The 12,525-nt window shown below is 53.0% G+C and carries 9 protein-coding genes; 3 read left to right on the top strand and 6 right to left on the bottom strand.

The window, feature by feature from the left end:
• Positions 1-22: 22 nt before the first annotated feature.
• From AEST_RS08345 to AEST_RS08330, 4 genes are all read right to left on the bottom strand, one after another.
• Positions 23-322 (bottom strand): PilZ domain-containing protein, encoded by a 300-nt coding sequence (locus AEST_RS08345; RefSeq protein WP_008608410.1) that lies wholly within the window; start codon positions 320-322, stop codon positions 23-25.
• A 61-nt stretch (positions 323-383) separates the two neighbouring features.
• Positions 384-4,265, bottom strand: coding sequence for an ATP-dependent RNA helicase HrpA (hrpA, locus tag AEST_RS08340; protein WP_008608407.1), 3,882 nt, complete (start codon positions 4,263-4,265; stop codon positions 384-386).
• A gap of 125 nt (positions 4,266-4,390) precedes the next feature.
• Entirely contained in the window at positions 4,391-4,810 is a 420-nt protein-coding gene (locus tag AEST_RS08335) for a CBS domain-containing protein (RefSeq protein ID WP_008608405.1), read from the bottom strand.
• 119 nt (positions 4,811-4,929) lie between these two features.
• A complete protein-coding gene (locus AEST_RS08330; RefSeq protein ID WP_008608403.1) occupies positions 4,930-5,928 on the bottom strand; it encodes an isoaspartyl peptidase/L-asparaginase family protein in 999 nt (332 codons plus the stop codon).
• Positions 5,929-6,188: 260 nt separating this feature from the next.
• Between AEST_RS08330 and ggt the strand changes: the two genes are divergently transcribed.
• From ggt to AEST_RS08315, 3 genes are all read left to right on the top strand, one after another.
• Positions 6,189-7,877, top strand: coding sequence for a gamma-glutamyltransferase (gene ggt, locus AEST_RS08325; protein ID WP_008608402.1), 1,689 nt, complete (start codon positions 6,189-6,191; stop codon positions 7,875-7,877).
• Between the two features lie 10 nt (positions 7,878-7,887).
• The gene (locus AEST_RS08320; protein ID WP_008608400.1) at positions 7,888-8,664 is read left to right on the top strand and encodes a type 2 periplasmic-binding domain-containing protein; all 777 of its coding nucleotides are present in this window, start codon (positions 7,888-7,890) and stop codon (positions 8,662-8,664) included.
• Positions 8,665-8,737: 73 nt separating this feature from the next.
• Positions 8,738-9,754: an extracellular catalytic domain type 2 short-chain-length polyhydroxyalkanoate depolymerase gene (locus AEST_RS08315; protein WP_008608399.1), complete on the top strand. Its 1,017-nt coding sequence runs from the start codon at positions 8,738-8,740 to the stop codon at positions 9,752-9,754.
• 26 nt (positions 9,755-9,780) lie between these two features.
• Here the strand turns inward: AEST_RS08315 and AEST_RS08310 are convergent, their stop codons facing one another.
• Together AEST_RS08310 and cls are read right to left on the bottom strand one after the other, a co-directional pair.
• A complete protein-coding gene (locus AEST_RS08310; RefSeq protein WP_008608398.1) occupies positions 9,781-10,995 on the bottom strand; it encodes a class I SAM-dependent methyltransferase in 1,215 nt (404 codons plus the stop codon).
• Between the two features lie 23 nt (positions 10,996-11,018).
• Entirely contained in the window at positions 11,019-12,524 is a 1,506-nt protein-coding gene (gene cls / locus AEST_RS08305; RefSeq protein WP_008608397.1) for a cardiolipin synthase, read from the bottom strand.
• Between the last annotated feature and the right edge of the window lies 1 nt (position 12,525).

Genomic DNA, 12,525 nt, shown 5'->3' with positions numbered 1-12,525 from the left:
GTAAACATGCTATGGGCTTTGGCTAATTCAGATCGAGGAATGCCAGGCCCAACTGATAGCAGTCTTCACTTTCCTGACTGCAACGCATCACCTTGGCGGTCGCATCCAGCGGCGCGACACTGGCATCCGGCGACTCTAACCGGATCCTGACCAGGGTGCCCATTTCCAGTGGTTCATCGATTTCCACCGCCATTCCTGAGGCGCTAAGATCGCGGCAAATCCCATCTATTACCCGGGCCGCCTCAGGGTCATTGATCATCACCTTTACCTCGGCATTAACCATCATACGGTAAAAGTGGCGGTTATCAGTCCTATGTGGCATATACAACTCCTTCGCTACGCTTTGCATCATCTTAGCAAGCTGTGGCAACGACGCAAGTTTATTATTTAAGCTCCTGCACCGCATGCAAAATACGCTTTACCGAAATCGGATAAGGGGTACCGAGCTGCTGCGCATGCTGTGACACCTTGAGCTCTTCCAGCATCCAGCGGATCTGACTCACCGGCTCCGGAATGGCCTGACCGGCATATTTACCGAGTAAATTCTGATAAGCCTGTTCAGCCTTCTGATACTCGTGCATCAATAAACGGTCGCGGTTCGGATCGACCGGGAGTTTTTCCAGCCGCTTTAACATCGCCTGCAGATAGCGCTTCAGATCATCCAGCCTTGAGGCACCATGTTGACTGACAAAGCCTTTAAAAATCAGCTGCTCTAACTGCTGTTTAATATCGGCCTGCGCCTGAAAATGTGCCAGATCCACCTTACCTTTTAAGCGTTTTTGAATGTCGTGATAGACGGTTAAAATTTGCTCGACCTGTAGCGCAATCTGCCGTACCCGCTCATTCAGCTCAGCGCGTAGCGTTTCGCGTAACCGCTCAAAGGCGGTTTTGTCCTGCACCGGTAATTGCTGGCGGATCAAGGCATCTGTTGCGGCGGCGATACAATCATCGATCAGCTCCAGCACCTTACCAAAGGGGTTAAAGTACAGGCCGAGCTTGGCTTTGTTCGGTAACGACTCCTGCAGATATTTCACCGGTGAGGGCACATTCAGCAGCACTAAGCGGCGCAACCCCTTAATATTCTCCTGCTCTGCCCGCAGTGGATTATCCATCAGCTTAATGGCAACGCTCTGACCGGCGTCCACCAGCGCCGGAAAGGCTTTAATTTCAAAGCCGGCCTGCAGCTTAATATACTCTTTGGGCAGCTCGCCAAAACTCCATTCGGTCAATTGCTCCTGCTCAATACCCTGCTCAGCCACTTCACTGAGGCTTTGCTGCACTGCGCCCTGTAATTGCTGTTTCAGTAGCGCCAGAGAGCGCCCCTGCGCCACCAGCTTACGCTCATCGACAATTTTAAAATTTATTTTTAGGTACGCCGGCAGCTCTGTTAACTGCCAGGCATCGTCGGGGATAGTTATGCCTGACATCCGCTTTAACTTGCTGCTAATCGCAGTGAGCAGTGGCTCGCTAAAGGGTGTCAGGCTTTGCATTAAGGCATCAGCATAATTCGGCGCCGGGACAAAGTTGCGTCGGTATTGCTTAGGCAGCGATTTAATCAGCGCCACTAATAGCTCATGGCGCAGCGCCGGGATCTGCCAGTCAAAACCCTGCTCTTCGACCTGGTTTAATAATGCCAATGGGATCAACACGCTGACACCATCATCCGGCTCACCGGGGGCAAAATGATACTCCAGCGGCAGCGTTAAATTGCCCTGGCGCCAGCTTTCAGGGAAGCGCTCGGCACTGATATCAGAGGCATCGCGCTGATACAGCAGCTCAGGGTCAAAATTCAGTAACGCTGGCTGCGTCTGGCGGGCTTTTTTCCACCATTTGTTAAAGTCGATACGGTTATTCGCCCACTGCGGTATACGTTCGGCGTAAAACGCGGCCAGCGCATCTTCGTCTACCAGGATATCGCGGCGGCGGGATTTTTCTTCCAGCTCCTGCACCTTACTGATTTGTTGCTGGTTATAACTTAAAAAGGCTTCATTTAAGCCCAGTTCGCCATTGACCAGGGCTTCCCGGATAAACAGCTGGTGTGATACCGCCTCGTCAATCCGGCTATACAGCACCGGTCTTTTACCCACGATAATCACGCCGTACAGCGCGACCTGTTCATAAGCCACCACAGCGCCTTTTTTCTTTTCCCAATGCGGTTCACTGTAGCTGCGATTCACCAGATGCGCCGCTAACGGCTCAATCCATTCCGGTTCAATTTTCGCTACTGTACGCGCATACAAGCGGCTGGTTTCAACCCATTCGGCCGCCATAATCCATTTCGGTTTACGTTTAAACAGATGGCTGCCGGGAAACACATAAAAGCGGGTTTGCCGTGGTCCCAGATAGTCGGCATCGCTGTCTTTACTGCCGATTTGCCCCAGCAAGCCGGTTAAAATGGCGCTGTGAATAGCCTGATAGCCTGGCGAATTGGCGTTAAAGCTAAGTTGTTGCTCCTGCGCGACCTGAGTCAGCTGCGCCACCAGATCTTGCCACTCCCGTACCCGTAAGTAATTTAGCAGCTCTTGCTTACACAGCCGGCGAAACTGGTTATTGCTCAGCGCCTCCTGCTGTTGTTGCAGGTAATCCCAAAGCTTTAACCAGCTGCTAAAATCAGAATCCGGATCCGCAAAGCGGCCATGCAGCTCATCGGCTTTTTGTTGCTTATCCAGCGGCCGCTCGCGCGGATCCTGAATGGATAAGGCAGCAACAATCACCAATACTTGCTGTAAGGCGCCCTGCTCGCTTGCTGCCAGCACCATCCGCGCCAACCTGGGGTCGATCGGTAAACGCGCCAGCGTTTTGCCTAATGGCGTTAAACTGAGCTGTTGCTTGCTACGTTGCTGTGGGATCGCGCCCAGCTCTTCCAGTAGCTTGATACCGTCGTTAACAAAACGGCTGTCTGGTTTTTGCAAAAATGGAAAGGCTTCGATATCACCCAGTCCCAGTGCCAGCATCTGCATAATGACTGACGCCAGGTTAGTGCGCAGAATTTCCGGATCGGTAAACTCCGGCCGGCCTAAAAAATCCTCTTCGCTGTAAAGCCGGATACAGATCCCCGCCGCCACCCGGCCGCAGCGGCCTTTGCGCTGATTGGCACTGGCCTGACTAATGGCTTCGATCGGCAGTTGCTGTACCTTGGAGCGATAGCTATATCGCGAAATGCGCGCCGTGCCCGGATCGATCACATAGCGAATACCCGGCACGGTAAGCGAGGTTTCGGCGACGTTGGTCGATAAAATAATCCGCCGCCCGGCATGCGTCTGAAAAATGCGGTTTTGCTCTGCTGCACTTAAGCGCGCATATAAGGGTAACACTTCGGTATGTGGCAGCTTTAGTTTTTCCAGCGCATCGGCGGTATCACGAATTTCCCGCTCACCGTTTAAGAAAATCAAAATATCGCCCGGCGGCTCACGATACAGCTCTTCTACCGCGTCAAAAATACCCTGCAGCTGGTCGCCATCTTTATCATCCTGCTCGGTAAAGGGCCGGTAACGCACTTCAACCGGATAGGTGCGGCCTGAAACTTCAATAATGGGCGCATCGAAAAAATGCCGCGAAAAACGCTCGGGATCGATGGTGGCCGAGGTAATAATCAGCTTCAGATCCGGCCGACGTGGTAATAACTGTTTTAAGTAGCCCAGCAGAAAGTCGATATTCAGGCTGCGCTCGTGCGCTTCATCGATAATGATGGTGTCGTATTGGTTTAAAAAGCGGTCTTGCTGCATTTCGGTTAGCAAGATACCGTCGGTCATCAATTTGACCAGCGTTTGCTGATTAGTATGATCACCAAAGCGAATTTTATAACCAATTTGCTGGCCAACCTGACATTGCAGCTCTTCCGCCAGGCGGGCACAAACACTGCGCGCCGCCAAACGCCTGGGCTGAGTATGGCCAATAGTGCCTGCCACACCCCGCCCCAGTTCCAGACAGATTTTCGGAATTTGCGTGGTTTTACCGGAGCCGGTTTCGCCGGCAATAATCACCACCTGATGCGCGGCAATGGCGGCTTTAATTTCATCTTTTTTCGCCACCACCGGCAGCTCAGCCGGATAGCTTAACGTCGGCATGGCAGAGAGCCTGGCAGCACGTAGCGCAGAGGACTGGGCAATTTGCGCCTCAAGTTTGCTCAGTTGCGCCGCAGCTTGCTCTGGTGACAGCTGTTTTAGCTGGGCCAGTTTACGGCGCAGCCGGAATTGATCTTGCAGCAGACACTGACCGATTTGGGCCGACAAGGTGGAGACAGTGGATGGTGTTTCGACAGACAAGTTAGCGCCCTCAGCTTTCAGAGGGCGCAATGCTATCAAGTTAGGGGTTAGGAGTGCAACGCTACTGCAGCCTTAGCGCCAGCTTTCTTGCGTCATGCTTCGCTTTACCGCTAGCCAGTTATACGCTAACCCGCTTTGCTATAGTGCGAGTGTAGTTCTTTATCTATGGCACCTAACACATCAGAGCGGGTAATAATCCCCAGCAGATGACCGTTATCATCAACCACCGGGTAGAGCTTGGGTTTGGCTTTTAACATGGTTTGCGCCAGATCGATAATGCCGTCGTACTCTTTTACCGTCAGCACCTCGGTCCGCATCACATCACTGACCCGCGCGGCCTGCTGGTCATGATAAGTCGACATCAGCATCCGTGCTAGGCAATCCTGCTCCGAGATAAAACCAATAATTTTGCGCTGCGCATCAATCACCGGGCCACCGGTTTGCCGGCCTTTAATCAGCCGATCCACCGCCATTTCCACTGGCATTTCAGCATCAAAGGTCACCGGATGACGATTCATATAGTCGGCAACTTTTAGTAAGTCCATGCGTCCCCCTTATCTTCTTAATACAAGGTGCGGTTGCCGCAATCCTGTTACACCGGACTTCCAGCTACCGCTTAGTTAAGGTTAGACGATGAAACGCCGTTTTGCCTGCTATTCACGCGTTATTCGGCTTGAAAAATCTCAACTTTAAGTGGTGTCGTATCGCCCAACATCGCCCGGTACATACCCTCGGTATTAAAGGCCCAGCTTAAGCGCCCTTGCGGATCCACTACAATTACGCCACCCGTGCCACCGACTTGTGCCAGCTCAGCCATCACTTCCGTTGCCGCTGCACTGGCCGTTTTGCCTTGATACTTCACTCTGGCGCAGATATCTGAAGCAACCTGATAACGGATAAAATACTCACCATGGCCGGTAGCGGAGACCGCACAACTTTGGTTGTCGGCAAAATTACCGGCACCAATTACCGGGGCATCGCCAATCCGGCCATAGCGCTTGGCGGTCATGCCACCTGTTGAGGTCGCGGCGGCCAGATTACCGGTCTTATCAATCGCCACAGCGCCAACGGTGCCCATACGCCAGGCAGGGTCAAAAGGAATGGCTGCCTGATGTGGCTGTGGTTGCAGTGCTTGTTTCGCGCGTTTTAATGCCTCATAGCGAAATTCAGTGTTGTAATAGCTGTTGGGAACCCGCTCCAGCTGAAGGGTATCGGCAAAGGCCTCAGCGCCGGCACCGGCGAGCATCACATGCTCGGATTGCTCCATCACTGCCCGTGCCAGCAAGATTGGGTTTTTGATGGTACTAACACCGGCAACGGCGCCGGCTTGCCGGTCTTGCCCCTGCATAATAGAAGCATCCAATTCATGGCTTTCATCATAGGTATAAACCGCGCCCTTGCCGGCATTAAACAGCGGCGAGTCCTCCAGAATCATTACGGCGCGAGTTACCGCATCCAGGCTGCTACCACCTTGTTGCAACACGGCATAACCCTGTTCCGCAGCATGCTTAAGGGTTGCTTCATACGCCTGACGTTGGGTATCTGTCAGCTGAGCTTTGTTAATGGTACCGGCACCACCGTGGATCACAATACCGGATGGTGCAGCCGCAAAAGACAGAGCTGGGACGAGACAAAGCGCTGCTAACAAAGATTGAGGTTTCATAATTCGACTCCGGATATAAAAGGTTACTGATTGTTGTAAGACATTATCAGACGCAGAGCAACTTATTCCGGCTGATGGTGCTTTTATTGCGTTGGATCAAGGCGTCGCAGCAGCAGCACGTTAGACTGGGGCCTGTTGTTATACGTACTGCGTAAACCTGACGCTTGGCGCCCCTCTCTGTGGCGCCTTTTTTTCATTGTTTCTTTTCCATGCGGCTGATGCTAAGGTTTAGTTTATCGTTAACTCGCCGGTCTCAGCCTATGCTATTGCGTCAAATCAGTCTGATTAGTTGCCTTATTCTGGCAAGTCTTAACCTTAACGCGACAGCCAAAACACAGCAGCTCACCGCTGCCGTGGCCAGCCCGGATCAGTATGGTGCGCAAGTGGCGGCTGAAATCTTGCGCCAGGGTGGTAATGCGGTCGATGCCGCTGTTGCCACAGCCTTTACCCTGGCAGTCACCTATCCGGAGGCAGGTAACCTGGGCGGCGGTGGCTTTCTGACTTTATGGTTTAATGGCAAGGCCTATTTCCTGGATTACCGGGAAACGGCTCCGGCCAGAGCACACCGCGATATGTACCTGAACGCTGAAGGTGAGGTGATTGAAAACCTCAGTTTAATTGGCCATCAGGCGTCCGGCGTGCCGGGCACGGTAATGGGCATGTGGCAATTACATCAATTATTTGGCAGTAAGAGCTGGCCGGAATTGCTGGCGCCAGCGATCCAATTGGCTGAGCAGGGTTTTATTGTGCCAGATAAAGCCTATCTTTATGAAGGCGATATGCTGCAACGCTTTGCCGGTAAAACCAATTTTGTTGCTTACTTTGGCAAGATGCAGCCGGGTGAACGCTTTGTGCAAGCTGAGCTGGCCGCGACGTTAAAACGCCTGGCTGCCGAGGGCCCCAGCGACTTTTATCAGGGCAAAACCGCTGAGTTGATTGTTGCCGAAATGCAGCGTGGTGGTGGCTTGATCTCAATGGCCGATCTGGCTGCCTATCAAGCAGTCTGGCGTACCCCTCTGGTAACGCGCTGGCGTGACCGCCAGCTTATCACCGCACCGCCCCCCAGTTCAGGCGGAATTGCCTTACAGCAGTTACTGACGCTCAAAGAGCTGAATCAACAACATTTTCAAGATGTTGCACACAACTCCGCCCAGTATGTACACCTGATGGCTGAGATTGCGAAACGGGTGTTTGCCGATCGGGCCGACTATCTGGGCGATCCGGCCTTTACCGAGGTGCCGAGCCAAAAATTGCTGGCGCCTGACTACCTGGCCCGGCGGGCCCAGGAGATCAATCCCAAAGCTATATCGGCCACTGAGACCATTAAACCAGGTCTGGAATCAGAGCAAACTACGCACTTTTCGATTGTTGATCATGCCGGCAATGCCGTCTCCAATACCTACACCCTGAATCTGGATTATGGCAGTGGTGTGGTAGTCAGCGGTGCTGGTTTTTTATTGAATAACGAAATGGATGACTTTTCTGCCAAGCCAGGTGTGCCTAATGCTTTTGGCGTGGTCGGCAGCGATGCTAACGCCATAGCACCGGGTAAACGTATGCTGTCTTCGATGACACCGACTATAGTGTTGAAAGATAATCAACCGGAGCTGGTGATCGGTACGCCGGGTGGCTCGACGATTTTTACCAGTATTTTTCAGGTGATGAATAATTTGTATGACTTTAACATGACAGCAGAACAAGCTGTCGCCGCACCCCGCTTTCACCACCAGCTGCTGCCAAAAGATCAGATCCGGATGGAAAGTGTGCAAGCTCTGGCTGAACCGGTACAAGCTGAATTAACCGCCCGCGGTTATTCGTTGCATACGCCAAACTGGGACTTAGGCGATATCCAACTGATCCTGCTTAATCAGGATGGCACACAAGCGGTGTCCGATCCGCGTGGCCGCGGCGCGACCAGGCTTATCGCCGCGTCGCCTAGCCAGCCATAACGGTCGCCCTATGCAGTATCTTTATTCCGGTCTGTTGTTGGTTATTACGCTGCTTTGGCAAAACAAGGCCACGGCTGATAGCGCCAGTCTGCGTTTTTGTTATGAAGATAAACCGCTGTTACCCTTTTATAATGGCCACGGTGACTTGCCTGCGCCACAGCCTGGCGCCGCTATCGAGCATCTGCAAGCAGTAGCAAAGGCTACTAACATCGAGCTTGTTCTGATCCGCCAACCTTGGCTACGCTGCCTGGCGCAACTAGAAGCCAATCAGGTCGATGCGCTGGTAGCGGAATATGCCAGCGAGCGCGACCACTATATGCAGGCGCCACGCCGCCCTGATGGTCAACCCGATGAGAGTCTGGCCATGAGTAGCTTTAGCCTGTGTCTGACTTATCATCAACAGGGTTTGCTACCGGAGAAACTGAGTCAACAGCGCGAGTTTGCCCTGGCCCGCCCACTTGGCTACCGCCCCTTGCCGATGCCCGGCCCCCATATTGAGGTATCTGCCGATTCAATTAGCCATGCGCTGGAATTAGTCAGCTCAGGACGGGTGGACGCGACCACAGTGCTCTGTGAGTTGAACGGCATCACTGTCGAGCCCGCCGAGCTACTGTTGCGACCGCTGCTGATCTACCCGACACCGGTGTACCACTCGGTTGGTTATTTGATGTTCAGTAAGGCCTTTTATCAGCAAAATCCGGATCTTGCTGTCAGGATCTGGCAACAGGTAGCGCAACAGCGGGATACCAACCGTTATCTGGACTATTTACAGCAGCCACAGCAATAGCTGCTGTACTAAAGCATTATTGCCAGACGTGACACAGCAACTAAGCTGGTAGCGTATTTCCTTTGGAGTGACTATGCGCCCTTTTATTCCCAGTGTTTTCAGTACTGCCATGCTGTGCAGTGTCGCGGCTCAGGCGGCCGCGCTTCCCGATTTACAAGCGGTCCCGGAGCTTAAGCTATCACCGTCGCTGACGGTGTCGGGGTTATCATCCGGCGGCTATATGGCAGCACAGTTCCATTTGGCGTTTGCCCCTGAGGTTTCCGGCGTGGCCATTCTGGCGGCAGGCCCGGTGTACTGTGCACGTAACGATTTACGTCAGGCCTTGGCGCACTGTATGAATCAGGCAACCGCAGCACCTGATCTGCAGGCGATCAACGCTTACCTTCAGCAACAGCAACAAGCCGGTAAGCTGGCAGCACCGGCAGCGCTGGCAAATAGCAGAGTCTGGATCTTTAGCGGGAGCGCCGACAGCACCGTGTTGCCGCAAGTCAGCGCCGCCCTGTACCAGCAATATCAGCAATGGTTGCCGGCGGAGCAGTTGGTATGGATTAACGACCAGCCCTTTGCCCATCATTTCCCGACGGCAAAAAGCGGTTTAACCGACTGCAATAAATCCGAGGCACCCTTTGTTGCCAGCTGTGAGTATGACGCTGCCGGCAAATTGCTATCCCATCTGCTTGGCGAGCTACAGAACGCCGCCAGCAACAGCAGTGGCACCTTGCTGAAATTTGATCAGCACCAGCTGGCCAGTGCTGCCCGCGGCCAATTAGCACAGTACGGTTATCTGTATGTGCCAACGGCCTGTGCTTCGGGTAACAACTGTCGCTTACACGTCAGTTTTCATGGCTGCCGTCAGGACGCCAGCCAGGTGGGCGATGCCTTTATCCGGCATACCGGCTTGAACGAATATGCCGATAGCAATCAGCTGGTGATCCTGTATCCACAGGTTGAGAAAAGTGCAATGTCGCCCTTTAACCCGAATGGCTGCTGGGATTGGTGGGGCTATAGTGGCGAGGATTACGCAACTAATGCCGGCGCGCAAATAAAAGCAGTAAAACAGTTAGTGGATGCCCTGCAACAGCGCCGCTAGTGCTGTTGCAGTTAACTGATGTCACTTTAGGTTGCCGGTGTTAACTCACTGGCTGCATTTTCATCAGCACTGTGCTGCAGCAGTTGCTCCAGACAGTGCTGACGGACCCCATAAAACTGCTTTAAGGCGGCAATCTGTGCCAGGATCGGCGCTCGGGGTTTTGGTTTTTGTCGCCGGGTCGCCAGGATCATTTTATTTTTACTGGTATGCTCCAGTGAAATAAATTCAAACACCTTGGTATCGTAACCATGGGCTTCCAGCAGCAGTGCGCGCAGACTGTCGGTCAGCATCTCAGCCTCCTGGCCCAAATGAATACCATGCTGTAACATCGGTGACAGTACTGCGGGTAGCTGCACCTGTGGCCGGATCTCCTTGTGGCAACACGGTGAACACATAATAATTTCAGCGCCGGTGCGAATGCCCATATGAATAGCATAATCGGTGGCGGTATCGCAGGCATGCAGCGCCACCATTACGTTAATGCCCTGTGCTTTAAAATGCTTTACATCGCCCTGGGCAAACCGGATGCCATCGAGTTGTAACTGAGTCGCGGTGTTATTACACAGGTCAACCAACGACTGCCTGAGCTCCACCCCTGTTACCTGCGCCGCAATACCGGCGCTATGCCGGAAATAGTCATGCATCGCAAAGGTCAAATACGCCTTACCAGAACCAAAATCCGCCACATGCAGCTCAGCGCGTTCTAACAAGCCGGTGTCCTTTACTGCGCCGGAGAGGATTTCAATAAACTTATTGATCTGCTTCCACTTATTCGACATCGACGGAATGATCTCACCACGGCTATCGGTGACGCCTAACGCCGTTAAAAATGGCCGGCTTTGTTCAACGTAGCGTTGCTTGGCTCTATTATGACTCTCGATTTTGGCCGTTTGTGCCTGTTGCTTAGTGGCCAACAGATACTTACCTTTTTTACTTTTCGACAGTTGCGCGCTATGTCGGGTACTTTGCAGATTAGCTTGCGCAAACGCTGTCAGCAGGCCATCCAGCACAGTCGCTGCCTGCGCAGCCGGGTAGTTCTTAGTCACATGGTTGGTTTGATACTGATACAGAAATTTCAGCTGCCAGCTGTCCTTTAACTGTACCGGTGTAACCTCCAGCCGTTGTAATGCTGGCTCCGTGCCCTGGTATTTACTTAAAACCAGCTTGACCAGCTGCTGCTGGTGCAGACTGTCGTTTAACAGCGCGGTAAAACTTAGCCAGGCGGCCTGATGTTCAGCCAACAGTGTTCTCCTAAAAATCGCGGCTATAAAACCGGGGCCATCAAATGCGCGGCGCGCGATACTGCGCGCCGCCACCAGGGCCGTTCAATAATCTCCGTCAGGCTCATTTGCCGGGAACGCTGAAAATCAGCAACAAACATGGTCGCAACCTCAGCATTAAAGGCCTCATCTAACAGCAGCGCGGTAATTTCAAAGTTTAGCCGGAACGAGCGGTTATCCAGGTTGACGGTGCCAATGGCGCTGAGCTGCTGATCGACCAAAAAACTCTTCGCATGTAAAAAGCCCTGCTGATAGCGATAGATTTTAACACCAGCATCCAGCAAAGGGCCAATAAAGGCGTAGGCCGCCTGAGTGACCAGCAGATTATCAGTGCGCTCCGGGATCAGGATCCGGACATCCACCCCGCGCAGCGCTGCCAGCTTCAGTGCCGCCAGGGTCCCCTCGTCAGGTACAAAATACGGACTGGCGATCCAAATCCGCTCGCGCGCACTATGCAGCGCATGTTGAATCAGTAAGCTGGCAGTTTCAAAGCGATCAGCTGGTCCGGATGGCAAGATCAGCACCGGGATATCACCATCAGCAGCTGCTTCTGCCTGCCAGTAAAGCGCCGGGATGGTTTCGGCGGTCCAATACCAATCTTCGACAAAAGACAATTGCAGTGCCAGCACGCCGGGGCCAGTGAGTTTTAAATGGGTATCCCGCCACTGGCCGTAACGCGGGACCTGCCCTAAGTATTCATCACCGACATTAAAACCGCCCAACCAGCCCTGTTTACCATCGGCAATCACGATTTTACGGTGATTGCGAAAATTCAGCTGAAACCGATTGCCCGCGCCCTTGGTGGAATGAAAAGGTCGTACTGCGACACCGGCATCGGTCATTGCACGTAAATAGCTTTGCGGTAAGCGATAACTACCGATTTCATCATATAAAAAGTATACCTGCACGCCCTGACGGGCTTTTTCAATCAGCAGTTGCTGTAACTGCCGACCGAGCTGATCATCACGCACAATATAGAACTGCACCAGCACATACTGCTGTGCCTGGCGAATACCGTCAAAGATACTGGCAAAGGTTTGCTCGCCATCGATTAGCAGTTGCGCGCTGTTACCGCGTAAAAACGGCATCTTGGCCAGGCGTTCAACTGCTTGCAAACTGCCGCGATCGCGAATGCTGTGTAATACAAAATCCTCAACCCCGGATGCTTTTAACTGGTGCTTGTTAAACAGCTCATGCTCGGTTTCCTGACGCGAGATCACATAGCCCTGAAAACGACTGCGGCCAAAGATCCAATAAGCAGGCACTGCCGCATAGGGAAAGGTATTGAGGGAAATAATCCAGGCGATGCTGCCCTGAGCGGTGCGCGACGACATCAGGGCATCCAGCGACGATAAGGCACCTGAAAGGTGGAATAAGGCTAACAGCAACAGCAAAAAGCGGCGCCTTTTACTAAGGCCGCCCACCCGCCTGCCATCAACCAATGGCTGCCGGGCAAAGGCTTGCTGTAACAGAGATTTGATTTTTAACATG

The sequence above is a fragment of the Alishewanella aestuarii B11 genome (genome assembly GCF_000280055.1).
In the GTDB taxonomy this organism is placed as follows: Bacteria; Pseudomonadota; Gammaproteobacteria; order Enterobacterales; family Alteromonadaceae; genus Alishewanella; species Alishewanella aestuarii.
This window is presented reverse-complemented; position numbering and strand designations above follow the sequence as displayed.

Bases quoted from the DNA above. Each gene is read 5' to 3' on its own strand.
- AEST_RS08345 (WP_008608410.1), bottom strand. From the start codon at position 322: ATGCCACATAGGACTGATAACCGCCACTTTTACCGTATGATGGTTAAT.
- AEST_RS08335 (WP_008608405.1), bottom strand. From the start codon at position 4,810: ATGGACTTACTAAAAGTTGCCGACTATATGAATCGTCATCCGGTGACC.
- AEST_RS08330 (WP_008608403.1), bottom strand. From the start codon at position 5,928: ATGAAACCTCAATCTTTGTTAGCAGCGCTTTGTCTCGTCCCAGCTCTG.
- ggt (WP_008608402.1), top strand. From the start codon at position 6,189: ATGCTATTGCGTCAAATCAGTCTGATTAGTTGCCTTATTCTGGCAAGT.
- AEST_RS08320 (WP_008608400.1), top strand. From the start codon at position 7,888: ATGCAGTATCTTTATTCCGGTCTGTTGTTGGTTATTACGCTGCTTTGG.
- AEST_RS08315 (WP_008608399.1), top strand. From the start codon at position 8,738: ATGCGCCCTTTTATTCCCAGTGTTTTCAGTACTGCCATGCTGTGCAGT.
- cls (WP_008608397.1), bottom strand. From the start codon at position 12,524: ATGTTAAAAATCAAATCTCTGTTACAGCAAGCCTTTGCCCGGCAGCCA.